This window comes from Halalkalibacterium halodurans, assembly GCF_005671335.1.
Lineage (GTDB): Bacteria > Bacillota > Bacilli > Bacillales > Bacillaceae_D > Halalkalibacterium > Halalkalibacterium halodurans.
Genome location: NZ_CP040441.1, coordinates 1,539,991 through 1,564,847, shown reverse-complemented (window position 1 = coordinate 1,564,847; position 24,857 = coordinate 1,539,991). Strand labels below are relative to the sequence as shown.

Sequence of the window (24,857 nt, the reverse complement as noted above, 5' to 3'; positions counted from 1 at the left end):
CTTTTCAAGCCTACGAACCATTCGTTACCGGTTCGCAAGCAAAGACGAAAACTTCTTTGAATGAATGGAGGCTCCAGTGGCAAAATGGGGACTGAGGAGAAAATGACAAGATCAGACATCGATTTAAATGAACCAGCCTTCTATAACAATCGTGAACTTAGTTGGCTCGCTTTTAACGAGCGTGTACTAGAAGAAGCGATTGATGAACGAAACCCTTTGCTGGAGCGGCTAAAATTCTTAGCCATTTTCAGTTCAAACCTAGACGAGTTTTTTATGGTTCGGGTTGCAGGGTTAAAGGATCAAGTAAAAGCTGGTTTCAACAAGCCAGAAAATAAAGCAGGTCTTACGCCTAAACAGCAATTACGGCAAATTTCAGAACGAAACCATCAGCTCGTCCAACTCCAAGATCGTGTCTACACGGAAACGATTATGCCCATGCTTTCACAGCACGGTATTCAATTTTTAACGTTCGATGAGCTTTCAGACAAGCAGCGATCTTTCCTAGAAAAACGGTTTGATCATTATATTTTTCCTGTTCTTACTCCCATGGCCGTAGACGCCTATCGGCCATTTCCAATGTTACTTAATAAAAGTCTGAATTTAGCCGTCGTCATTAAGAATAAAGAGTCTGATAGCCGAGAGCAACTCGCGATTGTTCAAGTACCTTCCGTTCTTAACCGCTTCATCTTGTTACCTTGTGAAGATGGAAAGAATCAATTTATTCTGCTTGAAAATGTCATTAGCTATTTTATCGAAAAACTTTTTAAGGGGTATACAGTCAAATCTGTCTCTCCGTTTCGAATTACACGTAACGCCGACTTGCCCATTCACGAAGAAGGGGCTAGAGATCTGTTACGTGAAATCGAAAAAGAATTAAAGAAACGAAAATGGGGAGCTGCTGTACGACTCGAAATGCAAGAAGGGCTTATGGATCCCAATGTACTAAAGCTCCTTCTTGACGTATTGGAAATTCATAAAAATGACGTTTATTCACTGCAAGGTCCTCTCGATTTAACGTTTTTATTTAAGCTATACAATAGACTCATCGTCGATTACGAGCATTTAACGAATGAGACATTAATTCCACAGCCACCAGAAGATTTAATTGGGGAAACGAATATTTTTGATGCGATTTTAAAACGAGATATTTTTTTGCACCATCCGTACGAATCGTTTCAACCGGTCATCGACTTTATCGCAACCGCTGCGGAAGACCCTCAAGTGTTAGCAATCAAACAGACGTTGTATCGAGTAAGCGGTGATTCTCCAATTATCAATGCATTGGCAAGAGCTGCGGAAAACGGCAAACAAGTAACCGTGCTTGTGGAATTAAAGGCTCGCTTCGACGAGGAAAATAACATTCAGTGGGCAAAAAAGTTGGAAAAGTCAGGGGTTCACGTCATTTACGGGATTACCGGCTTGAAAACACATAGTAAAATCACGTTGGTCGTTCGCCACCATAACGATGAAATTCAACGTTTTGTCCATTTAGGGACCGGAAATTATAACGATTCTACCGCAAAGTTATATACCGACATGGGTCTCTTAACAGCGGACGAAGAATTTGGCATTGACGCCACGAACTTTTTTAATCATTTGAGCGGTTATAGTGAAAAGCCGCAGTGGCACCATCTGTCAACCGCTCCGTTTGAAATTCGAGACACCTTCTTAGATTTAATTGATCAAGAAATTGAATGTCACAAGCAAAATGGAAATGGCCACATCATTGCGAAAATGAATTCACTTACAGATAAACCGATTATTTTAAAGCTTTATGAAGCTTCCCGCGCAGGTGTAAGAATCGAACTAATCGTTCGCGGCATTTGCTGCTTACGCCCTGGAATACCAAATGTAAGTGAACATATTCGCGTCTTTAGCATCGTCGATCGCTTCCTTGAACATAGCCGAATCTTTTATTTTCATCATGGCGGCGACGACAAAGTGTTCCTTTCGTCTGCAGACTGGATGACAAGGAATATGGAGAAGCGAATTGAAATTTTGTTCCCGATTTATCAACAATCCACGAAGAGACGAATCATCGAAATTTTAACGATTACCCTCCTTGATAATATGAAAGCACGGGAGCAAAATCAGTTCGGTCAATACCGATACGTGAAGCGGAATCCGTCTGAGCAACCCGTTCAGAGTCAATTAACGTTTTTCGATATGGCTTCTCGATTCAGCGACAGCGAAGCGGAGTAGAAGTATTAAAACGGAGCAGGTGAAATCACAGTTTCGTTTCAAAAACCACTCGCTTGCCGCGGGGCGTCTCGTGCTTTTAACAATCAACTTTGAAAAGAGGAAAAGCCGTCTAGTAATGTGTATACACAAACATTGAATCAACAGAAAAAAGGTCCGGATCATCAAAATAAAATGATCCGAACCTTTTTCGTTTTGTTCCAAGCTCTTTTGAATGAAAAATCGATTCGTTCTCACACTCAGGTTTTTATTCACCAGTAAAAGCAACCCAATCATAATTCTCGGCATTTTCTTGAATTTCAACGGCGTACCAACTTTCAGCATTTCCGTTTTCCTCAATGTATTTCTCAAGTCCATACATGCCACGATGGTATGCAGTCAAAGCGTGATCCCAATCCTCATACTTATCGTAAAGGAAATCTAAATAGACTACCGCAAGCTGAATAGAGTACACCGGATCAAACAACAAATCGTCCTCGTACGGTAGACCTGCTTTTTCAGCAATCCACGGTGCCGTATTGTGCATAAACTGAGCCATTCCATACGCGCGCCCGTATTGGGTTTCTGGTCCAACCAACGTCGGGTCAAACGTACCTCCTGTCTCTGTCCGTAACAATTCGTAGACAATCAAAGGATCTACTCCATATTGTTGACTGATCCCGGCTAAAAACCAACCCCACTCTTTCTCAAAGGCCCCTTCGCTATCTTCATACAACATTTCTGCTAATTCATTAGATGCTTCCCATGTCGTATAATCAAGCCAGCCTTCCTCAATGAATGACTTATTCGCAAGATGATGTTCCAGTTCTTCCATTTCATTTTTTATCATTAACTCTTCACGATACGCTTCCACTTTTTCCTTCAGCTGCATTTGATAAATATATAAAATACATGAAGTCATGGCAAACACAATGACAAGTGATAATTGCCACTTCTTTTTCATGATGTCACTCCCTCTCTTTCAATGCTCTTTATCGTAGCGAATCAAGAGGGAGAGTTCAAACATGAACGAGTTCCTTATAAGGATCGTATTTCGTATATTGCAAAGTCTTTTCGATAAAATAGGCATTATCCTTTTAATACGTTCGTCATCCTCGTACATTCTTCCTAATACTCATTCGTCAGAATATTGTCAACCCCGACTTTTTCCTTAATTGGTACGACTGGTCCATTTTTACGAGGTTGCACTCATTTCCTTCGCCCGCTTTCCTCGCCAATAGCGTGTCAACACACCTTGTTTTGGTGAGAAAAAGAAGGCAAGTGCAAACAAAGTAGAAGCGACTAGAACAATGGAAGCCCCTGAGGCCACATCATAAATCACCGAAAAATAGATTCCAGCAATGGCGGATATGACCCCGAACATCGCCGCTAAACAGAGCATAACAGGCAAACGGTTCGTTAATAAATAAGCAGTTGCACCTGGTGTAATGAGCATCGCTACCACAAGAACGATCCCAACTGTCTGCAAGGCCGCTACCGTGACGAGAGATAAAAGCAGCATTAACAAGTAGTGAATCATTTGGACGGGAATTCCAGTCGCTTGTGCCATAACGGGATCAAATGTACTAAGCAACAACGGTCTGTAAAAGAGAATAATAATGAGCAGGACAAACAGACCAATCCCGAGGGTAACCCATAGGTCTGTGCGCGATACCGCTAACACATTTCCGAACAAAATATGCCAAAGGTCCACTCCCGTGCCGCGCATTCCTGTTATTAACACAATCCCTAATGCGAAGGCTGCTGTAAATAAAATGCCGATGGCTGAATCTTCCTTCACTCGACTGTTTTGTGACACATAACCAATCGCAAGTGCCGTAATGACACCCGTAATGACGGCGCCAATAAAAAAGCTCGCACCGATCATGTAAGCAATGACGACACCTGGTAATACTGCATGAGAAATGGCATCCCCCATCAATGCCATTCCCCGTAAAATAATAAAACAACCGATCACTCCACAAATGATGCCAACTAAAATTGCAGCAGTAAGGGCCTGTTGCAAATAAGAGTAACTCAGCAATTGGTCGAAAAAGAATGTTAGATTGCCCATTAGACGTTCACCACCAAGACTTCATCTTTCTTTGAAAACGTGGCAAGATTTCCTTGATAGGTCTTAGCCACCATCTCTGGCGTATAGACATCCGCTACGGGACCGTATGCAATTAATTCTTTGTTTAGCATCAATACTTGATCGAAGTATTTTTCCACTTTACTTAAATCATGATGAACAACAAAAATTGTCTTTCCACGGTCACGCAATTCTTGAAGTAATGACAGGATGATCGATTCTGACGTCACATCAATGCCAACAAACGGCTCATCCAAGAAAAAAAATTCAGATTCCTGAGCTAATGCTCGGGCAATAAACACGCGTTGCTGTTGCCCCCCTGACAATTCTCCAATTTGCCGGCTACGGTACTCCTCCATCCCTACTTTCTTAAGAGATTCTTCCACGAGTCGTTTATCATTTTTACCAGCACGTTTGAACCAAGGGATATGGGCAAAGCGTCCCATCATCACCACATCTTCAACCAAAACAGGAAAATCCCAATCAATTGCATTTCGCTGTGGGACGTAAGAGATTTGTTTTCGCACATGCCTTACGTGTTTGTCCAATACTTTCACCGTTCCTGTATATCTTTCCAATCCTAGAATCGCTTTCATTAACGTTGATTTCCCGGCCCCATTTGGACCTAAAATTCCAATCATCTGTCCCGACCCAGCTTGAAAACGAATGTTTTTAATCGCTTGATGTTGTTCGTAAAAAACAGATAGATTGTCGACTTTTACAACTGGATTCATGGCCCATTCTCCTTCCTTCCAAGAGGCTAACCTAAAACGTACGATGTTATTTTAATTTGGCGTTATTCAACTTTTTTATGTCATCCGCCCATTCTTTATTACATATATGACATGTAAGGTCCATCAGTGCGGAACGATAAATTTTATCACAGGAACAAAAGTTTCCCTAAGTAAACTTTTTATGCTAACTCCAATTATAGCTGTCCTTTTTCTTCTTGTAAATGATTTTGATTGTTCATTGCAAAAAAAGCACGAAAAAAGCCTAAACACTCAACGTGTTAGGCTTTTCATTAAGAAGAGAACGGTAATCGGATCGTCACCTTCGTTCCTTTGTAACGCTCACTCTCAATTTGGAACGTTCCATTATGATCTTCGATGATTTTCTTACACAGTGGGATACCGATTCCTGTTCCACGGTCCTTTGTTGTAAAAAATGGTTTTCCGAGCTGTGCTAACACTTCCTTGGTCATTCCTTTCCCATTGTCTTCCACCGTTAACACATACTCGTGCTCTTTCGGAATGGCTTGAACACGAAATAACCGATCGATTTTAGCGTCACCAAACGCTTCAATTGAGTTGCGGAGAAGGTTGAGGATTACTTGTTTAATCATTGACTCATTGACATAAACCATCTTACTTGTAGGTTGAAGATCAATTTCAAAAGAAACATTATGTAACAAACATTCGGACTTAATAATTTCAGTTAATGAGTCCATTATTTTCTTAGGTGATTGTGCTTTTCGTTCAATCTTTTTCCTCGAGACAGATAAAAAGTCTTCAATGATTCCATTCATCCGGTTTAATTCCGACATGATCGTATCATAGTATTTCGAGAAACCATCGGTTAATTGTGAAAGCTGCAAAAAGCCTTTAATGACTGATAATGGATTGCGCAATTCATGAGCTACCCCTGCGGCAATATGAGACACCGCTTCCATTTGATGGTGAAACGTAAGTAAACTTTCGAACTGCTTTTGTATGGATAGATCAAAAAACATCACATACGTAGTTTCCTCGCCTGTTGGCGATAAGGCTCTTATTTTCACCGTTAGATCTTCGCACTCGAATTCTTCCTCTACAGGTTCCCCTCTTTCTCGACTCATGTCCACCACAGCCATCACTCGCTTCATGATCGGCCAACGAATGTTCAACTCTTCCATTGTCAAATAGGAAAAAGCCTTATCGGAGATGTCTAGTAACGCAACGGTCTCCTCATTCCATTTTACCACTTCATTATCCTTTGAAATCTTAATAAGCGGTAAATTCAACTCTTTAAAAAATAAGCTCTCTAAATAAGAATGATGTTGTGTAGTCAACTCTAGCTCCTTTAATTGGACTGTACAAGAACCATGATTTGTTTGAGGCTTTAATCCTTTATTTCCATTTCGTTCAATCATAAAGCCCTCCTACCTTTACTCTTATCCTTCTCCGCCATCTAAAGGTAAACGATCGGTTAACGTCGCTCTACATGTTTCATTATACTTTCATAGCATAATTATTCAAATACGAGGACCTGTCTTTTTTTGCTCTATTTGTTTTATTTCGCGATGAAGATATTGAAATCCTCTTTCACCTTCTCATTTCTTTGGCATATAGTGTTGCAGATACCTTAAACAGGGAGGCTTGTTCATGAATCCGTTTATGATTCAAATGGTGAACCAAAAATTAAATAGTCTAACTGCCCCGGAATTGCTACAACTGGCAAAACAATATGGCATCCCCCTAACAGGAAATCAAGCAAAAGACGTGATTGCAATCCTTCGTTCGGAATCGGTAGATGTTGGGAACGAAGCGCAAGTGAAACGTTTAATCGAACGCCTTCAACAGGAAACAGACCCTCAGCTCGCGCAAACGATCAACCAATTGCTCACACAATTTAGTCATCTCTTACCTTAGCAGTATACTTAAAGCGGCCGAGCTCGGATTCCAAGCTCGGCCTTTTCTTTATTTATTGCGCAACGATTTTCTCTAACAAGCCTTCATGAAATGTCCCGTTACGAATCATATCAATTTCAAATTTGTACGGTGGTTTTTTATTTTTCTTATCCTCACCTACGTACGGTGTTTCCAAAATTTTAGGAATGTCTTGCAACTGTGGATGATGGACGATGTAATGAAGCGCCTTAAAGCCAATGTGACCAAAACCAATGTTTTCGTGTCGGTCTTTTGCTGCTCCCCGTGGATTTTTGCTGTCATTAATATGAAGAACTTTGATTCGCTCCACGCCAATGATTTTATCAAACTCATTCAGAACACCATCAAAATCCTCTACGATATTGTATCCAGCATCGTGCGTATGGCACGTGTCAAAGCAAACGGAAAGTCGATCATTATGAGTCACACCATTAATAATTCGAGCGATCTCCTCGAACGTTCTCCCACATTCAGATCCCTTTCCTGCCATTGTTTCAAGTGCAATCTGGACACCATCATTTTCCGTTAACACTTCGTTTAATCCTTCAATGATCTTTTCAATCCCTTTATCAACCCCTGCACCTACATGTGCACCTGGGTGAAGGACAATTTGATCCGCTCCAAGGGCCTGTGTCCGTTCAATTTCAGACTGTAAAAAATCGACGCCTAGCTTAAAGGTAGCTGGCTTTTCCGAATTACCGATGTTAATGATATATGGAGCATGAACAATGATATGGTCAATACCATTTTCTTTCATATGGGCCCTACCTGCTTCAATATTCAGCTCTTCGATTGGTTTTCTTCTAGTATTTTGCGGTGCCCCTGTGTAAACCATAAATGTATTAGCTCCGTATGATACAGCTTCTTCACTAGAACCAAGGAGCATTTTTTTCCCGTTCATTGACACATGTGATCCTAAATGTAATGTCATCGTCCTTCTCCCTTTCTATTGCGCTATTCTCTATTTCTTTTTTCGATTCAACCGGCGTTGTCTCCGCTGCTGGTCTGCTTGTGCAAGACGTGCCTTCTTTTTATAACCAGGCTTCACTTTCTTCGCCTTTTTCACCATCGGTGCCTCGAGACCTTTATCCTCTTTTCGCCGCTTTTCACCCGGTACACCAAGTGGAGGCTTGTCTAACTTTTGCCATTCCCCTTTTTTAAGGTCATAGTACGTAAATTGAATCCCTCGTTTCATTAACTTATGCACCGCTTGTTCGTCCTCTGGCGCAAAAATGGTTAACGCAATTCCGTCAGCACCAGCACGTGCAGTCCGCCCCACACGATGGACATAGAAATCCAAATCTTTCGGCAACGAATGATTAATGATGTGGGACACTCCTTTAATATCAATCCCTCTTGCCGCTAGGTCTGTCGCCACTAAATATTGCACTTCATAATTTTTAACTCGTTTCATCACTTGCTTTCGCTGTCTAGGCTGGAGCCCCCCATGGAGCCGTTCCACGTTAAGCCCTGCCGCCAGCATCGCATCGGCCAACTCATCCGCTTGCTCTTTTGTATTCGTAAAAACGATCGCTAAAAACGGGTTTAAAACACTGGCCACTTCTGTTGTGATTTCGAGCTTATCCCTATGACGAAGCGGCACAATCCGATGCTCGATGAGGTTTGCTGTCGCCTGTTTTGGCTGTACATGAACGTGGCGCGGTTCATTCATATATTTTTTTAAAAAAGGCTTAAGCTTTTCTGGAATTGTGGCCGAGAAAACCATCATTTGCAAGTTTTCCGCCATCCGAGCAGCTACCTTGTCCACATCTTCGATAAATCCCATATCAAGCATTTGATCTGCTTCATCCACGACAAGCATTGTCGCTGTGTAGACATTCAGCGCTTGCTCATGGACAAGATCTGAAATTCGACCTGGAGTACCGACCACGATCTGTGGCTGTACCCTTAACTTCTCTAAAGTGCGACTTCGATCGGTTCCTCCAACAATTAGCTTCGCTCGAACCTCTTCATCGTGAGGCACATGCCGTAACAAGGCTTGGAGCTCTTCAAAAATTTGCCCAGCTAATTCCCTTGTCGGTGCAGTAATCACAGCTTGTACTTCCTCACGCTCCCCCTCAATCCGATCCACAATTGGCAGCAAAAAGGCGAGCGTTTTTCCTGTTCCAGTCTGTGATTGGCCAATCACGTCTTTTCCATTTCGGATCGCCGGGATGAGCCGCTCCTGAATTTCTGTCGGATGGGTAATCCCTTTATCGCTTAATGCTTCTAGTAAAAACTTCTTTATTTGAAAACGAGCAAAATTAGCTGATTTCATCCATGTCTCCTACTTTCATTTAATTTCCCATGATTCGTATCAAGAGGGGGCTTTTTCTGACGTTATTACCTTTATGCTTGCCATTCTCCTCTCTTTTCGAACTTATATTTTACCATAGTTATACACCTTGTGCGAATTCTCGATCTCATTCCCCACGTTCACCTATTGTTTTATCCATGCATAGTGTAACCATAGAACGAAGTTGTTTAGAAGAAAGGATGGGACATTATGCAACCATTTATGGGTCCTCCTAGCGGTCCCCCAATGCCGCCCGTTCCACCTCACCAGCCCTTTGCTGGTCCGCAAATGTTTGGCGGAGGGGCCATGGGCGCTGGCCCTCAGGCTTTTTCCTCTGGAGGGATTAACCCAATGGCAGGTGGTGCGGCTCCTAGAGGGCTAGGCGGGTTATTATCACGCCTGTTCGGCGGTGGACGCAGCGCAGCAGCTGGGATGCAATCGATGGGAGGCGGTTTTGGAGCTGCTGGTCAAGGAGCGGGGATGGCGAATATGTTTGGTGCAGCAAGTCAAGGCGCAGGTGCTGCGAATGCGGTCGGGGCAGCTACTGGAGCAGCAAGAAGCGGAATGAACGTCATGACAATGTTGCAAAATGCACAAAAGGTTATCGGAGTTGCCCAACAGGTCGGCCCTCTTGTGCAGCAATATGGTCCCTTGTTTCGAAATGCACCCGCTATTTTCCAAATTTTACGGAGCAATCCTGGCTCCAGTGATGAGTCCACAGACGAAGCTACAGCAACAGACGACGATTCAACTGCACAAGAAGGGGTCAGTCAAAAACAAGAAGAAAAAGCGGAACAAGAGGAGAAAAACGAAAAACAGCAGCCGAAAACGAAAAAAGCAGAGATTAAGAATCAAACAGAGCCAAAGAAAAAAACAACAGTAGCAAAAGCAAAAAATAAAGGCCACCGATTACCAAGCAAATCGACAAAAGAAAGCTTCGGTCTTCCTGGGCCTAAACTTTACATCTAAAAAGATTGACAAGGAAAGAATTTCTTTATAGAATTTATATTTTGTGTTATTTAAGGTACACTAAGGGTATCAACTTTTTGGAGGAATGCCCATGTTTAAGATTGGCGATCATGTCGTTTATCCTTTTCACGGTGCCGGAGTCGTTCAAGACATTGAGGAAAAAGAAATCCTTGGTGAAACTCATTCTTATTTCGTCCTGCACTTCCCGCTAACGGACATCAAGGTCATGCTTCCTAAACACCGCATCCAACAATCAGGATTACGAAAAGTGATCGATCAAAGCGATGTGGATCATTTGATCGACGCCCTGCAAAAAGGTCCAGAAACTCCGTTATCTACGAACCAATTTTCAAAGGATACCGAAAATCTACTTAAAAGCGGATCGATTATTGATGCAGCACACCTCATATCAGGCTTAGCAAAAAAACAAGCAGAGCGAACCAATGGCCTTCACATCCAAGACCGCAACTTTCTCCAAAAAGCGAAACAGTTTATTGCCAGTGAATTAATCGTTGTTAAAAATATTAGCGAAGAACAGGCATATGCATTCATTGACGAGCACCTCCCCTCACCTTCTGAAACGTAAAGATTGTCAACGTTCGGATTCTCCTTTATAATATGGGCTGAACGCCAGAAAGTTAGAAAAGCGAGTACTCGACTTTTCAAGGAGGCCTTTATGAACGTTGTAAAAATTTCTCCGCGCGGCTACTGCTACGGTGTAGTCGATGCGATGGTATTAGCAAGACAAGCTGCACAAAACTTGGACTTGCCACGACCGATCTACATCTTAGGTATGATCGTCCACAATAAACATGTGACCGATGCCTTTGAAGAAGAAGGGATTATTTCATTAGATGGCCCTAATCGACTTGACATTTTAAAGCAAGTGGATAAGGGGACGGTTATTTTCACCGCACACGGTGTCTCACCGCAAGTTCGAAAGCTTGCGAAGGAAAAAGGATTGACTGTCGTTGATGCTACGTGTCCTGACGTTACGAGAACTCACGATTTAATCCGTGAAAAATCGCAAGAAGGATACAAATTTATCTACGTTGGGAAAAAAGGACACCCTGAGCCAGAAGGTGCTATAGGGGTGGCCCCTGAATTTGTCCACCTCGTCGAAAATGTTGAGGACGTTGAGAGCCTTGACATTTCCGCTGACAAGATCATTATCACGAACCAAACAACGATGAGCCAGTGGGACGTTTCGGAAATTATGAAAAAAGCGATGGAAAAATACCCACAGGCGGAAGTCCATAACGAAATTTGCCTAGCGACTCAAGTTCGGCAAGAAGCCGTAGCTGAGCAGGCAAGAGAGTGTGACTTAGTCATCGTAGTCGGTGATCCAAAGAGCAACAACTCGAACCGATTGGCCCAAGTTTCAGAGCAGATTGCTGGAACAAAAGCCTATCGAATTGGGGATGTAACCGAGCTCCAACAGGAATGGTTTGACGGTGTGGAGACGGTCGGCGTCACTGCCGGGGCTTCTACGCCAACGCCGATTACGAAGGAAGTCATTGCTTTTATTGAAAAGTATGATCCTTCCAAACCGGAAACGTGGACTCCTGAACGTAAGGTGACCCTCCAGAAAATTTTACCGAAAGTGAAAATTAAAAAGTAGCCGAAAAAACTGTGCCCAATTAAGGGACACAGTTTTTTTGGCTCTACAATAAATGTTGGGGTTTTTGCACAAAAGAGGGGCAAAAAAAATGCACGCAGGCTCCTTTATCCATTATCCTTGAATTGTCCAGAAACAAAGAAAGGATAGGAGCTGCGTGTACGATGAATTTTACCATGGATTTGCCCGGATTAAAAGGTGTGAAGGTCACAAAGATGGAGGAACGAGAGGGCTTTATCGCGCTCCATGTAGAAATGCCGCGAACGCCTCATCGTTGCCCATCCTGCGGGGAGAGAACCGAGAGAACCCATGATTACCGCATCCAAAAAGTTCAACATCTCAAGCTCTTTGAACGGTGGGTGTATCTATTCTATCGAAAGCGCCGGTACGCGTGCAGATGCGGGAAGCGGTTTGCGGAGAAAGCCTGTTTTGTAGAGCGATATCAGCGTCAGACAGTGGAATGGAATCAAGCGTTTCGCTTACGGCTCATTCAAGGGAAGAACTTTACGGACACAGCGAATCAATTCCAAACGTCCGTGACAACTGCCATGCGCCGGTTTGATCAATTGGCGGCCCCCCTCGTGAAGAAGGTGGATCACCTTCCTCCTCGGATTGCGATTGATGATTACAAAGGGGATACGAATGCGGGGAAATATCAAGTGATCATTGCGGATGCAGATACACGGAAGCCACTGGATATCTTACCGGATCGTAAAGCCGATACGCTTAAACGATATCTTCAAGAGAAGGGTCATCATGTGAAAACAGTCGTGATGGATCTCAGTTATACCTTCAAGTCGGCTGTTCAAAAGGCCTTAGGCCACCCGCTCATCATTGGGGATCCGTTCCATTTCTGTCGTTACATCTACTGGGCTCTGGAAGGGGTTCGCCGCCGAGTGCAAAAAGCGTTCCATCCGTATCATCGAAAACGATGTAAACGGATCAAACATCTGTTTCAGAAAGAGAGAGAAGGACTGGATGATAAGCAAAAGAAGAAGGTGGAGCGGTACCTAGAGCTATCCCCTGATTTAAGGGAAGCGTATGAGCTAAAAGAACATTTTCGTCAGTGGTATCAAGAAGCGAAGATGCAAGGAAGGGAAGGACGAATGAGCGAGGTGAAGCAAGGGCTCTACGCCTTTTACCGAAGAGTGGAGGCGAGCCCGTTAAAGGAGTTCCACCGAGCCATTCAGACGCTGAAGAACTGGCAGACCGAGATCTTGAATAGCTTCGCGTTTGGCTTAAACAATGGTTTTATTGAAGGACTGAATAATCAAACGAAGGTGATTAAGAGAAATGCCTTTGGTTTTCGGCGTTATGATCGCTTGCGAAACCGTATTCTCTTGCATCATCAATTCAAACATCAAACATTCGGGGTAGGATAAGAGGGGCTCGCCCTCCTATGCCACCCCAACATTTGACTAAGAACCGTTTTTTTGCTATTCATCGTTACGAGGTAAGTTCTCCAATTGCTCCAATAAGCTCTTAAAGGTTAGGGAGGCCGCCTCCATTAGTAATTAAGAAATAAAAACGGTGCACGTTAAGGAACCCTTCGAGCATATAAGATGTATAGAAGCATCCCAAACACACTTTGACATCCGAAAGCATAAAGAGCATGGGACAGATCGTTCGATAGGAAGTAACGTGTATGCCAATAGGCTGGAAAGACAGAGCTAAGCCAGGAAGCTAGGTCTGAAGAAAACAGCAATATAACGGGGCTAAATTGGATAAGTCCTACCCCTTTAACAATCACTAGTCCTTGAACTTTACTTCTAGCGATTGCAATTAGCGCCAATGTAAACAATGGGATTTGTCCAGCGACGAGAAGGCTGATCAACAATGTGTGGGGCGAAAGCAATTCATTTGCTCCAAAAACGACAAAAAATAAGACAAACCCAAACCCAGCGATCATCGGGGCTGTTAATCGATAGAAAAAGTAGCCACTTCGTTTTAGCGGGCTTGTAAATAAAACTTGCAAAACATGTTCATCTTGTTCATCAAGGATCATGAGCCCGATTAACGCCCCGATTAAAAAGGGAATTAGTCCGATTGAAAACCCAATGATTACACCTTTTACGATATCGAGCTGACCAGTGAACCATGCTTGCCCGTCGAGCCAACGTATAAATGGATTCAATCCAAGCCGAGTGACAATTGTTAATAGTAGCGGTGCGATGATCGATAACGCAACTAATGGATCTCTCGCCAATAATTTTGAGTCTCTTAAAGCCAACGTTAACACACGTCTCATGATACAACCTCTCCTGACTCAAAACTTTTTGTTAAACGAGCGAGGGCCAGACGCTGCGCGGTCATTACCCAGAAGAGTGCTAATACGACACTTAACATGCTTTCGAACAAAGGAACTGCCCCGCCTAATCCGTATTCAAATAAGGTCAAAAACGGCTTTGTCGGCCATACATATTGCCACCAGCCTCCTATTGGAAAGAGAAAATCGATAAACGGTAAGAAAAAGATAGGCCCGATCAAACCGGCTTTTAAAAAATAGTCTTGAATGGACATGGCAGTAACCGCTACGCTCAAACCGACAAAGGAATAAAATAACCCACTTACAAGGAGTGCCACTAAGAAATAGATTAGGTGAACAGCAGGCTGCGGTGAGAATAACGTGATCATACAACCCGACAAAATCGTTAGCATCGTTAACGAGCCCGCTTTTCCCCATACGTAATGAGAGAGCTTAACAGGTGTAACGAATAAAGCAGAGAGCACTCGTTCATTTTTCTCAAATAAATAGAGAGCACCAATAAAAAAGAAGCCCAATGTGCTAGGATCGGAAAACAGAACAAATAGCTTAACTCCCATTATCCATTCACTAGGAACAAATGAGAGAATAAACAAATAAAAACACGAAATGACGAAGTAAATCCAATAAATCCCGCTTCTCCACTGAATCCGTACATCCCATTTAAAGCTGTTGTAAACGTTAACCACCTTGACCACCATCTTGAGTGACGATGTGAATAAACGCATCCTCCAACGTCGGCTCCACTGTCTTGATGCTCGTGACGTTGTTATGTTGGAGTGCTTGCAAAAAACGCTCATCCTTAGCTAACCTTTTTAGTGATACCACCCGTTTTTCTTCCTCCCCTTTTACCCAGTAGTGGACATCCCCTCTTGCTAATGCTGCCCTTAAATCCGCTGGGTGGCCGACAGATATGAGGCGGCCATTCAAAATAAATCCGACCCGGTCACAAATTTGTTCAGCGAGTGTCATATTATGGGTCGTTAACAGTACAGTGGTCCCATTTTGTTTTTGATCTTGTATTATTTTTTTCATTTGTGCTGCATACACAGGATCTAGACCTGATGTAGGCTCATCTAAAAAGAGAATCTCAGGCTTGTGGATTAATGCACGACATAAATTTAATCGCATCTTCATTCCTTTTGAAAAATCGCGAACCTTCTGGTCTGCGGCAGTTTCAAGTCCAACTTTTTTAAGTAGCTGTTCTTCGTCAAGCGTCATTCCTTGGTACAGCGAGCGAAAAAAGCGTAAATTTTCTCGTGCCGTTAATTTGCTATAAAGAGCTGGTAATTCAAAACCGACGCCAATTTGTTCATAATAGGCTGAAGGGGGATTGTGTAAAGAATAACCTAAAACATCGATCTTCCCTTGAAATCCTTTCACGAGCCCAATCATCATTTTCTGCAATGTGCTTTTCCCAGCACCAGAAGGGCCTAATAGACCGAATATTTCCCCCTGCTTTACGAAAAAGCTGATGTCTTGAAGAACTCGTTTTTTCCGTGACGGGTACGTATAATTCACTTGTTCGACCACAATAGTATTCAAACTCTTCACCCTCCTGTCAGTTCATCGATAAAGCCTGTAACAAGCGCCTTTATGACCAATTCAAAGCCTCCTTGGAAGGTATCTTTTTGCAAATGCAACAAAAAGATCGCATGCATCACATCTTGAAGATGCTCTGCACGAAATTGTGGACATTCCTTTTGAAGCTGTTCTTGTTTCGCAAATGTTTGAAAAAACAACATATCTTGTTGCTGATGTTGTATGATCCGCTCTGTCGGTAATTTACGAGCTAAATACATAAAGTCTTCGTTTGTGAAGCGTTGCATCGCAGGATTTTCTTTCACCCATTCATGTCCTGCCAACAACGCTTGCTTTAAACGTAAAGCAGCTGGCTTCATGCCGGAATCTGTGGAATAAACACGAAGAAAATGCGCTTGAAAAGTTCTGCTAAGTTCTTCAAAGATGTCAAAAAATAAAAGTTCTTTTGAAGCGAAGAATTGATAAAAGGCCCCTTTTGAAATGCCTGCATCCTTTGTAAGCTCTTCCACCTTGATCTGTTTCAACGAATCGTTTTCTAACCTCTTTCGTGCACTATCCTTTAACCGTTGCGCTATCTGTTTTTTTTCTTCTTCCGTAAACCCACGTGGTGTCATTTTCTCACCTCCATTTATGACTTAATAAATAATTTAGTCATAAATCCATATTATGCTCTTATTTTTCAACTGTCAATTGCAAATTTATAAAAAAAAGCGCCCATCTACTCGATGAGCACCTACCTTTAAATAAACGTAAATGGATCTGTATGAACCGAAGAAGCAACGACTTCTGTATCATATTTCTTATCCTTAAGAAGCTTTTCTAGCTTTTCCTTTACACCCTGCTTCATAATTTTTTCTACATTGTGCCCCGGATCGACGATGTTTAAACCGTCCATTAACGCGTCATGAGCTACGTGATAGTATACATCTCCAGTAACGATGACATCGGCTCCTTTCCGCAATGCATGAGCCATATATTTATTCCCGTCACCGCCAAGAACGGCCACTTTTCGAATTTGCGTCTCTAAAGAACCGACGACCCTTGCTGTTGGTACATCAAAGGCTTTCTTTACTTGCTTTGCAAACTCCTCTAGTGTCATGCTCTCGTGTAAATAACCAATTCGCCCTAAGCCGAGCGTTTCCCCTTCGTTCGCAAGAGGATAAAGGTCATAGGCAGGCTCTTCATACGGATGAGATTTGATCATCGCTGCCACAACTTTGTTCTTTTGCCCTTCTGTGACGATCGTTTCTATTTTGAGCTCCTCTACAAACTCTAAAGCACCTTGTTTTCCGATAAACGGGTTCGTCCCTTCCTCTGGTTTGAAAGTTCCTGTTCCTTTTGAATTAAATGTGCAGTAACTATAATTTCCGATATGTCCAGCTCCCGCACGTCCAAGAGCCTCGCGAACTTGATCCGTATGTGTGTGTGGGACAAACACCACTAGTTTATAAAGGGACTCTGTAGTAGTTGGAGCCAACACCTCTATGTCTTTTAGCCCAAGCGCATCGGCCATTAAATCATTGACTCCGCCTTTCGTAATATCTAAATTCGTATGTGCGGCATAGATAGTCAGATCATGCTTAATTGCCTTCTCAATGATACGCCCATATGCTGTATCCGTGCGGATCGAGGATAACGGACGAAAAATGATTGGATGGTGAGCTAAAATGAGCTCTGCCCCTAGTTCAATGGCCTCATCAATAACAGATTCCGTCACATCCAACGCTGTTAACACACATTGAATCGGTTTATTGAGCGTTCCGATTAGAACGCCATTTTTATCCCCTTCCACCGCAAGGGATTTAGGGGACCAACGTTCAAATAGCTGAATCACCGTTTGTCCATTGGCTATTTTCATCGTAAAACCTCCTCGATGAGTGAAATGTTTTTCTGGAGCTCGATCTTTTTCGCTTCCAATTCCTCGGAAGGTTTTGCCTTATTCAATTGCGACAAAACACGCTTCCAACTTGTTAATTCCCCCGTCCATTTTTTCTGAAACGCTGCATTTCGCTCTTTTCGTAAATAAGGACCTACGAGCAAGTCTAACTCTTTACTCACATATAGATCTTCATCCGAGCCTCTTTCCGCGATCAACAATTCGTAAATTTTTTCATCTTCTTCTAAAATCGCTTCTGCCTGCAACCTCCAGCCGTTGTCTGATAACCACTGCCGAATCGCTTTCGCATGGACATTTGGCTGTAAGATTAACCGGCGAACCGTTTGAAGGTTTCTCTTCCCCTCTTCTAAAATGGTAGAAATGAGCGTTCCTCCCATGCCAGCAATCGTAACCGTATCAATTTGATCGTCTGCACGAATAACGGCTAAGCCATCACCTTTACGTACAGATATTACATGTCCCAAGTTCACCTTTTGCACTTGCTCCACAGCAGATTGATAAGGCCCTTCATTTACCTCACCTGCAATCGCAAACTCGACTACTCCTTTTAAACAAAGATAACACGGCAAATAAGCATGGTCCGATCCAATGTCAGCGAGTCTCGCACCTGCTGGAACAAAGGAAGCAACTCGTGTTAATCGTTCAGATAGTTGTTCAACATTCATACATTGTTCACCTTTTCTTTATGTAGAAAAGCGAGGGAAATAGCTCCCCCGCTTCATTTTTTACTCAATGGAAAGTAAATATTGAGCGATCGCATCTGCCTCTGCATCATCGTGTGGCATGGCTGGCATCGCACCTTTACCGTTTTGAACAATATCGGCGATTTCTTCTGCACTATACTTTCCTTCTAGACCTGTCAGCGCCGGACCGGCTCCACCGCTTAGGTCACCACCGTGACAGCCAATACATGACTGATTCACAATCTGCTCCCCAGCTTCAACTGGATCATCAAATTCTACAACTTCTTCTGTATCTGCCCCTTCGCCTTCCTCGTCCATTGCTGCTCGTTGATTCAAGCCAATGATCGAAATGGAAATCATGAGAAGGATGCCCACAACTGCGATAATGGCAAATGGAAGTAACGGTCTACCCTTCATGAACTATGTCCTCCTTTTCAAAGTCAGTCAATCACACGTCGCATCGTATGTAGACAAAACGCAAAGATGTCCTAATTCATTTTAACGGAAAACTCCTTGCGAGGAAAGGGCTTCCCTCATTTTTGCGCAATTTGTCAATCTTTTTTCAAGTAATCATGATAAAAACGAGAAGGATGAAGCCAGCCCCTCCAGCGATGAGAAAATAGAAAAGCTTCTGTCTCCAGCCATATGCAAGCCATATAAGACAATGACTAAAAATGACTGCCCCTACCCACAGCTTGGACGTATAGGGAAGGAGATACATTGTCTCTACTGTGACAACAAATAGTAATATCGCCGCTAAAAAATAGGTAAATTGTACCATGATGATGTTATAAACCTTTGATTTAAAAGCAATTAACCATATAATAGCTACTGAAAAGGAAGCAAATCCGATTTGCATATAGCTTGAAAAATTAGTAAAATAAATGACAAGAATTGAAAAAACAAACAACATAATGGCAACGAACCATCTGACCTGCTTCCAAACCGCTTTCCCTGCTCCTTGATCCTTATGATCATATTCTCCTTCTGTATAGAGGGATAGGAGATAATCACAGTAATGGGACGGCAAAAGCTTCGATTGCTTCCAGTATTGAAGCTCTCGAATAATGATTTCCTTACGTTTTTCGTCCATTTTCCCCTCCTGGATGATCCATGAAGGACAAGCCTTTAATTGAGAAACTTGACTTATCTTACGCCCTATACTTTTTTAATGAATCAATCGCTTACTAGAAAAAACGAGGCTTGTCGCCAAATCCTGTAGCGAAAGCTGGTGCTTTTCTTATATCTTACAAAAGTTAACTTTTCTTAAAGTGTAAAAAAGGAACCCCGAAAGGAAAGAGGGGGTCCCCACACATTTATTCTAAGAAGTCCTTCAACCGTTTACTACGGCTTGGGTGTCTAAGTTTACGTAACGCTTTCGCCTCAATTTGGCGGATGCGCTCTCGAGTGACGCCAAAGACCTTCCCTACTTCTTCTAACGTACGTGTGCGCCCATCATCAAGCCCAAAGCGAAGGCGAAGAACATTTTCTTCACGATCAGTCAACGTGTCAAGAACATCTTCTAGCTGCTCTTTTAATAACTCATAAGCAGCCGCATCTGAAGGAGCTAACGCATCTTGATCTTCAATAAAATCTCCTAGGTGAGAATCATCCTCTTCGCCTATCGGAGTCTCGAGCGAAACAGGCTCCTGAGCGATTTTAAGAATCTCTCGAACTTTCTCAGGTGTTAAATCCATCTCTTCCGCAACTTCCTCAGGAGATGGCTCACGACCTAGATCCTGGAGAAGCTGACGCTGAACACGTATTAACTTATTGATCGTTTCCACCATATGGACCGGGATACGGATCGTCCGTGCTTGGTCGGCAATTGCGCGTGTAATTGCTTGTCTGATCCACCATGTAGCGTACGTACTGAACTTAAAGCCCTTGTTATAATCAAATTTTTCTACCGCTTTAATTAGTCCCATGTTACCTTCTTGAATAAGGTCAAGAAACAGCATGCCACGACCGACGTAACGTTTGGCGATACTAACAACGAGACGTAAGTTCGCTTCAGCTAAGCGACGCTTCGCTTCTTCATCTCCCTGCTCAATTCGCGTAGCTAGTTCAATTTCTTCTTCGGCCGTTAATAGCGGGACACGACCAATTTCCTTCAAATACATGCGAACAGGATCGTTAATCTTAACACCTGGAGGTACACTCAAGTCGTTTAAGTCAAACTCCTCTTCTTCCTTCTCTACTTGTTGCAAGCTTGGAACCTCTTCATTATCGTTTAAAATCTCGACCCCCTGTTCACCTAGATACTCAAAAAACTCGTCCATTTGGTCTGAGTCTTGATCGTATGGAGCTAGCTTTTCCGTGATCTCAGCATAAGTGAGAACGCCACGCTTTTTCCCTAACTCCACCAATTGTTCCTTTACTTGATCGATGGAAAGTTCACCTTCTGCCAATGGGCGTAACGGTTTCTCTGCCATTCGATCCCCTCCTTCCATTCTTTACAACTAGGCGACCCTCACAGCTTAAGTTGCTTCTTCATATTGATTAATTCTTGCTTTCGCGTTGCATAAAGGACTGGATCTGTTTCCTTCTTTAATGCACTTTCTATTTGTTGAAGCTCTAACCATTTCGGGTACATCTCAATTTTTTCAATATAGTCATTTAACTCTTGATCGTTTATTTCTTCATTAATCTCAAGCATGGCCAGTCCCGTAGCGACTCGAATAAGCTCTTGATCTTCAAGGCGCTGAATAAAGGTACTTGGATCTGGCTCGAACCCTTCTGCATAGTAAGCGAATAAATGAGCAACGATCGCTTGATAATGATCAACGTTAAACCGTCCACCGAGTCGTTCCTGAACGGTTTCTGCCACACTCACGTTTCGCATCATATGTGCGAGTAGGATCCGTTCAGCGTTTTGATAAGCTGGTAAAAGACGCTTTTGCTCGAAGTCGTGCTTCTTTTGCCGAACCGTGTTCGTCTTCCCTTGACTTACTTGATTCTGGCGTTTCATCTCACGGTATATTCGATACTGTTCTTGCTTTAACGCATCAAGCGAAAGGGAAAATTCTTCGGCCAATTGGCGTAGATAGTGGTCTCGTTCCACAGCTTTCGAAAGCTTCGCAATTTCTTTAATGATCTCTTCGATATAAAGGATTCGTTCCCCTTCATTTTGCAAATTGCGTCCCATTCGAAAATACTTCATCTTAAATTTCATTAATGTTAAGCTTTCCCCTATTACATCCTTTTTAAATCGTTCAGCGCCATATTTTTGGATATAGTCATCGGGGTCAAGTCCATCTGGGATCATTGCCACTTTTACATGGCAGCCTTCCTGTTGCAAAAGATCAGCCGAGCGAAACGTGGCCTCTGCACCAGCAGCATCGCCGTCGTTACAAATAATCACCGTTTCTGCATTCCGCCTGATCATCCTCGCTTGCTCTTCCGTGAGAGAGGTACCGAGTGTCGCTACTCCATTGGTTACTCCGGCCTTCCATGCTGCGATCACATCTACGTACCCTTCAAATAGAACCGCCTCATTTTCTTTCCTTATTGCTGGCCTTGCCTGATAGAAGCCGTATAGTAACTTTCCCTTTTGAAAAATTGGCGACTCAGGACTATTTAAATACTTTGGTTTGTCGTCTCCGAGCGTTCGTCCCCCAAACGCTACAATCTTTCCTTTTCCATTTCGAATCGGAAAGATCACTCGGTTACGAAAGCGATCATATCGTTTTCCGTCAGATTCCCGTTCAACGAGAAGGCCGCTTTCACCAGCTTTTTTTAAGTCCACGTCACGCTTTGCTAATACGTTGGTTAGTGCGTCCCAATGCGGGGGAGCAAACCCGATCTGAAAGTGTTCAATTTGCTCTTTTGTAAACCCGCGCCTTTCTAAATACGTGCGACCCGCCTTTCCTTCCTCCGTCAGCATGAGCACATGATGAAAAAACTTGGCAGCAAACTCTTGAATCGAAATCAGCAATTCCTCATCACGATTCTGTTTTACACTTGGAGACACCCTTTCAGGCAATACAACATTCGCACGCTTAGCTAGTGTTTCTACCGCCTCTACGAACGTGAACCCTTCAATTTGTTCGAGAAAAGTAAACGCATTCCCCCCCGCTCCACAGCCAAAACAGTGGTACAGCTGCTTATCTGGAGAAACGGAGAAAGACGGTGTATTTTCCCCATGAAACGGGCAAAGTCCGATATAATTTCGCCCCTGTTTCTTAAGTTGTACATATTCGCCTATGACATCAAGAATGTCTACACTCCGCCTAATTTCCTCTATGGTTTCTTGGGGAATTCGTTGATTCATCAGTCATCACCAAGCCTAACTTGTTCCTAACGAGTGTTATCATTCGAGTTTTTTTGCTAAATTCCTGCTCGATTCGATAAAATCTTCTCAAACTGCTGAATAAACCTTTCTCGATCCCCCTTCAAGTACGCTCGTGGTCCTTTTGTTTTCTTTCCTGCCCTTCGATCCTTTTGTGATTGATGACGCTGGGCTAAAAGCGAGTCAATAATCGTATGGTCAAACATTTGACCCCGAGGCGAGATAACCGTTGCCCCTTTTGTCAGTAGTAAGGAGGCGAGCCCATAATCATGTGTGACACAAACATCTTTCTTTTTAATATGGTTAGCAATGTATAAGTCCACTGCCTCTCGCTCCGCATCGACCATCACCACCTTCGAAGTTGGACCAACGGTCATATTGTGAGCATACGATGAAACAAAAGTAACCTTGACCTTATACGATTCAGCCACTAATTCAATTTCGTCTTTTACTGGACAAGAGTCTGCATCGACAAAAACTTCAAAGATTTGCGTAGAATCCTCATTTTTCATACATTCCTTATTCTACAACGCATGAATGATTCCTGCTAGCAAATAAAACCGGCGAAGTTTGTCGAAAATATAACAGTTGCCTCACTATCTTTTCCAAAATTAAAAATAAAAGTCTTGACATTTCCAATTTATTTGTTCTCTCTTCGATTTATTCCTTAATATCAGCCTCTGTATACATGTAAAATCACAATTTTTTATTATACTTGTTTTTTATAAAAATGACCAGTGTGGCGATCGAAAAAATCACTCGAAAAAGGAAAGAGGTACAATCCCCTTTCCCGTTTCAAAAGAGACAAAAACCTGCTTCGTTATTTTTGGAACATGCTTGAAATCAAATTAGCTGTTTCTTCAACTGCTTTGTTCGACACATCGATAACTGGGCAACCAATTCGTTTCATAATTCCTTCTGCGTAAGCAAGTTCTTCTTTGATCCGATCAATGTTCGCATAGTTGGCTTGCGATTTTAATCCTAACGTTTTTAACCGTTCCGCTCGAATACCATTGAGTTGCTCTGGACTAATTTTTAATCCGATGACTTTTTTCGGCGAAAGCTTAAATAGCTCCTCAGGAGGCTCTACTTCAGGAACTAATGGCACATTCGCCACTTTCAAACGCTTGTGGGCTAAATATTGGGACAACGGGGTTTTTGATGTGCGCGAAACGCCAATTAATACAAGGTCAGCGCGGACAATTCCCCTAGGATCTCGTCCGTCATCGTATTTCACAGCGAACTCAATCGCCTCCACTTTTCGGAAATAATCTTCATCCAATCGGTAGACGATCCCTGGTTCATATCTTGGCTCTTCCTTCGTCAGGCTGCTAATTTTCTCAAGCATAGGTCCGATAATATCGACTGTCTCGACCTTTGCTTCCGTCGCTTTCTCAAGCAGATACGTCCGAATACCAGGGACTACTAATGTAAAGGCAATGATGGCATCCGCTTGTTTGGCAAGCTGGATAACTTCATCGACCGTCTCCTTATCCTCTACATATGGAATTCGCCGCACTTCAATACCTGCACCGCTAAATTGACTAGCAGCCGCTTTTACAACTAACTCTGCTGTTTCGCCTACCGAGTCTGATACAACATAGACTACAGGGCGCTGTTTACCTAGTTCCATCACGACCTCCTTGTCTCCCAGGGCTATATGATTTCATCGTTTGACAAATCAACGAGAAGGGAGGTGATGTTCGTTTTTGTTACTCGACCGACCACTTCAAAACCTGACCCCCGTTCGACTTCCCGTACGACCGGAATCCCGTCAATTTGTTTATCAATAAGCTTCTTAGCCACTTCAATGATAAAATCGTCTTTTTTGCAAATGGTTATGTTCGGCATTCGCGTCATAATGATACTTACTGGAATGGTCTCAAGTGATTGCTTTCCTAGACTTGCTCTGAGCAAATCTTTTCGGGAGAGTACGCCGACAAGTGTTGAATGCTTGTCCACGACAAAGAGCGTCCCCACATCTTCAAGAAACATGGTGCAGATCGCATCATAAACGGATGATGAGTCTTGGACAACGACAGGTCTTGATTGATAGTCCTGCACCTGAATGTTTCTCACTTTGTCTGTTAACAACTGTGAGCCTGTTTTCCCAGTATAGAAGTAACCGACTCTCGGGCGAGCATCAAGGAAACCGGCCATTGTCAAGATCGCCAAGTCAGGGCGAAGCGTCGCCCTTGTTAACGATAGACGTTCGGCAATTTGTTCTCCCGTAATGGGGCCATTTTCTTTTACGATAGCTAAGATGTGTTCTTGACGATTCGTTAATTCGATTGGTCTCACCGCCTTCATCACACACTTTGACCAGAACAGTTCTAAATGTGTTATACATTAACTTTATTATTATATACGATTTATCATC

General features: G+C 42.9%; 25 protein-coding genes. 6 read left to right on the top strand and 19 right to left on the bottom strand.

The annotated features are described in order from the left end of the window. Window positions 1-84: 84 nt before the first annotated feature. A complete protein-coding gene (locus tag FED51_RS07640) occupies window positions 85-2,202 on the top strand; it encodes an RNA degradosome polyphosphate kinase (protein WP_053431505.1) in 2,118 nt (705 codons plus the stop codon). Between the two features lie 244 nt (window positions 2,203-2,446). Here FED51_RS07640 and FED51_RS07635 read toward each other — a convergent pair whose 3' ends face one another. The 4 genes from FED51_RS07635 to FED51_RS07620 form a co-directional block, all read right to left on the bottom strand. Further along, a complete protein-coding gene (locus FED51_RS07635) occupies window positions 2,447-3,142 on the bottom strand; it encodes a lytic transglycosylase domain-containing protein (RefSeq protein ID WP_053431506.1) in 696 nt (231 codons plus the stop codon). Window positions 3,143-3,373: 231 nt separating this feature from the next. Further along, window positions 3,374-4,252, bottom strand: coding sequence for a metal ABC transporter permease (locus FED51_RS07630; RefSeq protein ID WP_053431507.1), 879 nt, complete (start codon window positions 4,250-4,252; stop codon window positions 3,374-3,376). Continuing rightward, on the bottom strand, window positions 4,252-5,004 hold the full coding sequence (locus FED51_RS07625; RefSeq protein WP_053431508.1) for a metal ABC transporter ATP-binding protein: 753 nt from the start codon (window positions 5,002-5,004) through the stop codon (window positions 4,252-4,254). The genes FED51_RS07630 and FED51_RS07625 overlap by 1 nt, the downstream gene beginning before the upstream one ends. A gap of 290 nt (window positions 5,005-5,294) precedes the next feature. Then, window positions 5,295-6,401 carry a two-component system sensor histidine kinase NtrB gene (locus tag FED51_RS07620; protein ID WP_053431509.1) on the bottom strand — a complete coding sequence of 369 codons (1,107 nt, stop codon included), beginning with the start codon at window positions 6,399-6,401 and terminating at the stop codon, window positions 5,295-5,297. Between the two features lie 232 nt (window positions 6,402-6,633). Between FED51_RS07620 and FED51_RS07615 the strand changes: the two genes are divergently transcribed. After that, window positions 6,634-6,900 (top strand): DUF2624 domain-containing protein, encoded by a 267-nt coding sequence (locus FED51_RS07615; RefSeq protein ID WP_010897552.1) that lies wholly within the window; start codon window positions 6,634-6,636, stop codon window positions 6,898-6,900. A gap of 52 nt (window positions 6,901-6,952) precedes the next feature. On the opposite strand, the gene FED51_RS07610 is transcribed toward FED51_RS07615, so the two are convergent. Together FED51_RS07610 and FED51_RS07605 are read right to left on the bottom strand one after the other, a co-directional pair. Then, window positions 6,953-7,849, bottom strand: coding sequence for a deoxyribonuclease IV (locus FED51_RS07610; protein ID WP_053431510.1), 897 nt, complete (start codon window positions 7,847-7,849; stop codon window positions 6,953-6,955). 30 nt (window positions 7,850-7,879) lie between these two features. Next, window positions 7,880-9,196 (bottom strand): DEAD/DEAH box helicase, encoded by a 1,317-nt coding sequence (locus FED51_RS07605; protein ID WP_053431511.1) that lies wholly within the window; start codon window positions 9,194-9,196, stop codon window positions 7,880-7,882. Between the two features lie 228 nt (window positions 9,197-9,424). Here FED51_RS07605 and vrrA point away from each other — a divergent pair, with 228 nt between their 5' ends. The 4 genes from vrrA to FED51_RS07585 all read left to right on the top strand — a co-directional run bounded on the left by vrrA (window position 9,425) and on the right by FED51_RS07585 (window position 13,183). Next, entirely contained in the window at window positions 9,425-10,183 is a 759-nt protein-coding gene (vrrA, locus tag FED51_RS07600) for a VrrA/YqfQ family protein (RefSeq protein ID WP_053431512.1), read from the top strand. A 91-nt stretch (window positions 10,184-10,274) separates the two neighbouring features. Then, the gene (locus tag FED51_RS07595) at window positions 10,275-10,769 is read left to right on the top strand and encodes a CarD family transcriptional regulator (RefSeq protein ID WP_010897548.1); all 495 of its coding nucleotides are present in this window, start codon (window positions 10,275-10,277) and stop codon (window positions 10,767-10,769) included. A 90-nt stretch (window positions 10,770-10,859) separates the two neighbouring features. Then, window positions 10,860-11,804 carry a 4-hydroxy-3-methylbut-2-enyl diphosphate reductase gene (locus FED51_RS07590; protein ID WP_010897547.1) on the top strand — a complete coding sequence of 315 codons (945 nt, stop codon included), beginning with the start codon at window positions 10,860-10,862 and terminating at the stop codon, window positions 11,802-11,804. 161 nt (window positions 11,805-11,965) lie between these two features. Continuing rightward, window positions 11,966-13,183: an ISL3-like element IS651 family transposase gene (locus FED51_RS07585; protein WP_138090369.1), complete on the top strand. Its 1,218-nt coding sequence runs from the start codon at window positions 11,966-11,968 to the stop codon at window positions 13,181-13,183. A 155-nt stretch (window positions 13,184-13,338) separates the two neighbouring features. On the opposite strand, the gene FED51_RS07580 is transcribed toward FED51_RS07585, so the two are convergent. The 13 genes from FED51_RS07580 to ccpN all read right to left on the bottom strand — a co-directional run bounded on the left by FED51_RS07580 (window position 13,339) and on the right by ccpN (window position 24,787). Next, window positions 13,339-14,049, bottom strand: a complete 711-nt coding sequence (locus FED51_RS07580; RefSeq protein ID WP_053431513.1) for a hypothetical protein — start codon at window positions 14,047-14,049, stop codon at window positions 13,339-13,341. Continuing rightward, window positions 14,046-14,753 (bottom strand): fluoroquinolone export ABC transporter permease subunit, encoded by a 708-nt coding sequence (locus FED51_RS07575; protein ID WP_053431514.1) that lies wholly within the window; start codon window positions 14,751-14,753, stop codon window positions 14,046-14,048. The genes FED51_RS07580 and FED51_RS07575 overlap by 4 nt, the downstream gene beginning before the upstream one ends. Continuing rightward, the gene (locus FED51_RS07570; protein WP_233443884.1) at window positions 14,746-15,609 is read right to left on the bottom strand and encodes an ABC transporter ATP-binding protein; all 864 of its coding nucleotides are present in this window, start codon (window positions 15,607-15,609) and stop codon (window positions 14,746-14,748) included. Before FED51_RS07570 ends, FED51_RS07575 begins: the two co-directional genes overlap by 8 nt. A 5-nt stretch (window positions 15,610-15,614) precedes the next feature. Next, window positions 15,615-16,220: a TetR/AcrR family transcriptional regulator gene (locus FED51_RS07565; protein ID WP_053431516.1), complete on the bottom strand. Its 606-nt coding sequence runs from the start codon at window positions 16,218-16,220 to the stop codon at window positions 15,615-15,617. A 125-nt stretch (window positions 16,221-16,345) separates the two neighbouring features. Then, window positions 16,346-17,464 carry a Nif3-like dinuclear metal center hexameric protein gene (locus FED51_RS07560; protein ID WP_053431517.1) on the bottom strand — a complete coding sequence of 373 codons (1,119 nt, stop codon included), beginning with the start codon at window positions 17,462-17,464 and terminating at the stop codon, window positions 16,346-16,348. Beyond that, window positions 17,461-18,168, bottom strand: coding sequence for a tRNA (adenine(22)-N(1))-methyltransferase (locus tag FED51_RS07555; RefSeq protein ID WP_053431518.1), 708 nt, complete (start codon window positions 18,166-18,168; stop codon window positions 17,461-17,463). Before FED51_RS07555 ends, FED51_RS07560 begins: the two co-directional genes overlap by 4 nt. Before the next feature lie 60 nt (window positions 18,169-18,228). Further along, on the bottom strand, window positions 18,229-18,603 hold the full coding sequence (gene cccA, locus FED51_RS07550; RefSeq protein ID WP_010897543.1) for a cytochrome c550: 375 nt from the start codon (window positions 18,601-18,603) through the stop codon (window positions 18,229-18,231). 145 nt (window positions 18,604-18,748) lie between these two features. Continuing rightward, window positions 18,749-19,279 carry a hypothetical protein gene (locus tag FED51_RS07545; RefSeq protein ID WP_010897542.1) on the bottom strand — a complete coding sequence of 177 codons (531 nt, stop codon included), beginning with the start codon at window positions 19,277-19,279 and terminating at the stop codon, window positions 18,749-18,751. A 223-nt stretch (window positions 19,280-19,502) separates the two neighbouring features. Continuing rightward, the gene (gene rpoD / locus FED51_RS07540; RefSeq protein WP_010897541.1) at window positions 19,503-20,621 is read right to left on the bottom strand and encodes an RNA polymerase sigma factor RpoD; all 1,119 of its coding nucleotides are present in this window, start codon (window positions 20,619-20,621) and stop codon (window positions 19,503-19,505) included. Window positions 20,622-20,659: 38 nt separating this feature from the next. Continuing rightward, window positions 20,660-22,459 carry a DNA primase gene (gene dnaG / locus FED51_RS07535; protein ID WP_053431519.1) on the bottom strand — a complete coding sequence of 600 codons (1,800 nt, stop codon included), beginning with the start codon at window positions 22,457-22,459 and terminating at the stop codon, window positions 20,660-20,662. Between the two features lie 56 nt (window positions 22,460-22,515). Then, window positions 22,516-22,989 carry a YaiI/YqxD family protein gene (locus tag FED51_RS07530; protein WP_010897539.1) on the bottom strand — a complete coding sequence of 158 codons (474 nt, stop codon included), beginning with the start codon at window positions 22,987-22,989 and terminating at the stop codon, window positions 22,516-22,518. A gap of 308 nt (window positions 22,990-23,297) precedes the next feature. Beyond that, window positions 23,298-24,110 carry a pyruvate, water dikinase regulatory protein gene (locus FED51_RS07525; RefSeq protein ID WP_010897538.1) on the bottom strand — a complete coding sequence of 271 codons (813 nt, stop codon included), beginning with the start codon at window positions 24,108-24,110 and terminating at the stop codon, window positions 23,298-23,300. Between the two features lie 23 nt (window positions 24,111-24,133). Beyond that, window positions 24,134-24,787, bottom strand: a complete 654-nt coding sequence (gene ccpN, locus FED51_RS07520; protein ID WP_050768964.1) for a transcriptional regulator CcpN — start codon at window positions 24,785-24,787, stop codon at window positions 24,134-24,136. Window positions 24,788-24,857 lie beyond the last annotated feature (70 nt).

Excerpts from the sequence above, each read along its gene's own strand:
- FED51_RS07640 (WP_053431505.1), top strand. The coding sequence starts at position 85 with ATGGGGACTGAGGAGAAAATGACAAGATCAGACATCGATTTAAATGAA.
- FED51_RS07635 (WP_053431506.1), bottom strand. The coding sequence starts at position 3,142 with ATGAAAAAGAAGTGGCAATTATCACTTGTCATTGTGTTTGCCATGACT.
- FED51_RS07630 (WP_053431507.1), bottom strand. The coding sequence starts at position 4,252 with ATGGGCAATCTAACATTCTTTTTCGACCAATTGCTGAGTTACTCTTAT.
- FED51_RS07625 (WP_053431508.1), bottom strand. The coding sequence starts at position 5,004 with ATGAATCCAGTTGTAAAAGTCGACAATCTATCTGTTTTTTACGAACAA.
- FED51_RS07620 (WP_053431509.1), bottom strand. The coding sequence starts at position 6,401 with ATGATTGAACGAAATGGAAATAAAGGATTAAAGCCTCAAACAAATCAT.
- FED51_RS07615 (WP_010897552.1), top strand. The coding sequence starts at position 6,634 with ATGAATCCGTTTATGATTCAAATGGTGAACCAAAAATTAAATAGTCTA.
- FED51_RS07610 (WP_053431510.1), bottom strand. The coding sequence starts at position 7,849 with ATGACATTACATTTAGGATCACATGTGTCAATGAACGGGAAAAAAATG.
- FED51_RS07605 (WP_053431511.1), bottom strand. The coding sequence starts at position 9,196 with ATGAAATCAGCTAATTTTGCTCGTTTTCAAATAAAGAAGTTTTTACTA.
- vrrA (WP_053431512.1), top strand. The coding sequence starts at position 9,425 with ATGCAACCATTTATGGGTCCTCCTAGCGGTCCCCCAATGCCGCCCGTT.
- FED51_RS07595 (WP_010897548.1), top strand. The coding sequence starts at position 10,275 with ATGTTTAAGATTGGCGATCATGTCGTTTATCCTTTTCACGGTGCCGGA.
- FED51_RS07590 (WP_010897547.1), top strand. The coding sequence starts at position 10,860 with ATGAACGTTGTAAAAATTTCTCCGCGCGGCTACTGCTACGGTGTAGTC.
- FED51_RS07585 (WP_138090369.1), top strand. The coding sequence starts at position 11,966 with ATGAATTTTACCATGGATTTGCCCGGATTAAAAGGTGTGAAGGTCACA.
- FED51_RS07580 (WP_053431513.1), bottom strand. The coding sequence starts at position 14,049 with ATGAGACGTGTGTTAACGTTGGCTTTAAGAGACTCAAAATTATTGGCG.
- FED51_RS07565 (WP_053431516.1), bottom strand. The coding sequence starts at position 16,220 with ATGACACCACGTGGGTTTACGGAAGAAGAAAAAAAACAGATAGCGCAA.
- FED51_RS07560 (WP_053431517.1), bottom strand. The coding sequence starts at position 17,464 with ATGAAAATAGCCAATGGACAAACGGTGATTCAGCTATTTGAACGTTGG.
- FED51_RS07555 (WP_053431518.1), bottom strand. The coding sequence starts at position 18,168 with ATGAATGTTGAACAACTATCTGAACGATTAACACGAGTTGCTTCCTTT.
- cccA (WP_010897543.1), bottom strand. The coding sequence starts at position 18,603 with ATGAAGGGTAGACCGTTACTTCCATTTGCCATTATCGCAGTTGTGGGC.
- FED51_RS07545 (WP_010897542.1), bottom strand. The coding sequence starts at position 19,279 with ATGGACGAAAAACGTAAGGAAATCATTATTCGAGAGCTTCAATACTGG.
- rpoD (WP_010897541.1), bottom strand. The coding sequence starts at position 20,621 with ATGGCAGAGAAACCGTTACGCCCATTGGCAGAAGGTGAACTTTCCATC.
- dnaG (WP_053431519.1), bottom strand. The coding sequence starts at position 22,459 with ATGAATCAACGAATTCCCCAAGAAACCATAGAGGAAATTAGGCGGAGT.
- FED51_RS07530 (WP_010897539.1), bottom strand. The coding sequence starts at position 22,989 with ATGAAAAATGAGGATTCTACGCAAATCTTTGAAGTTTTTGTCGATGCA.
- FED51_RS07525 (WP_010897538.1), bottom strand. The coding sequence starts at position 24,110 with ATGGAACTAGGTAAACAGCGCCCTGTAGTCTATGTTGTATCAGACTCG.
- ccpN (WP_050768964.1), bottom strand. The coding sequence starts at position 24,787 with ATGAAGGCGGTGAGACCAATCGAATTAACGAATCGTCAAGAACACATC.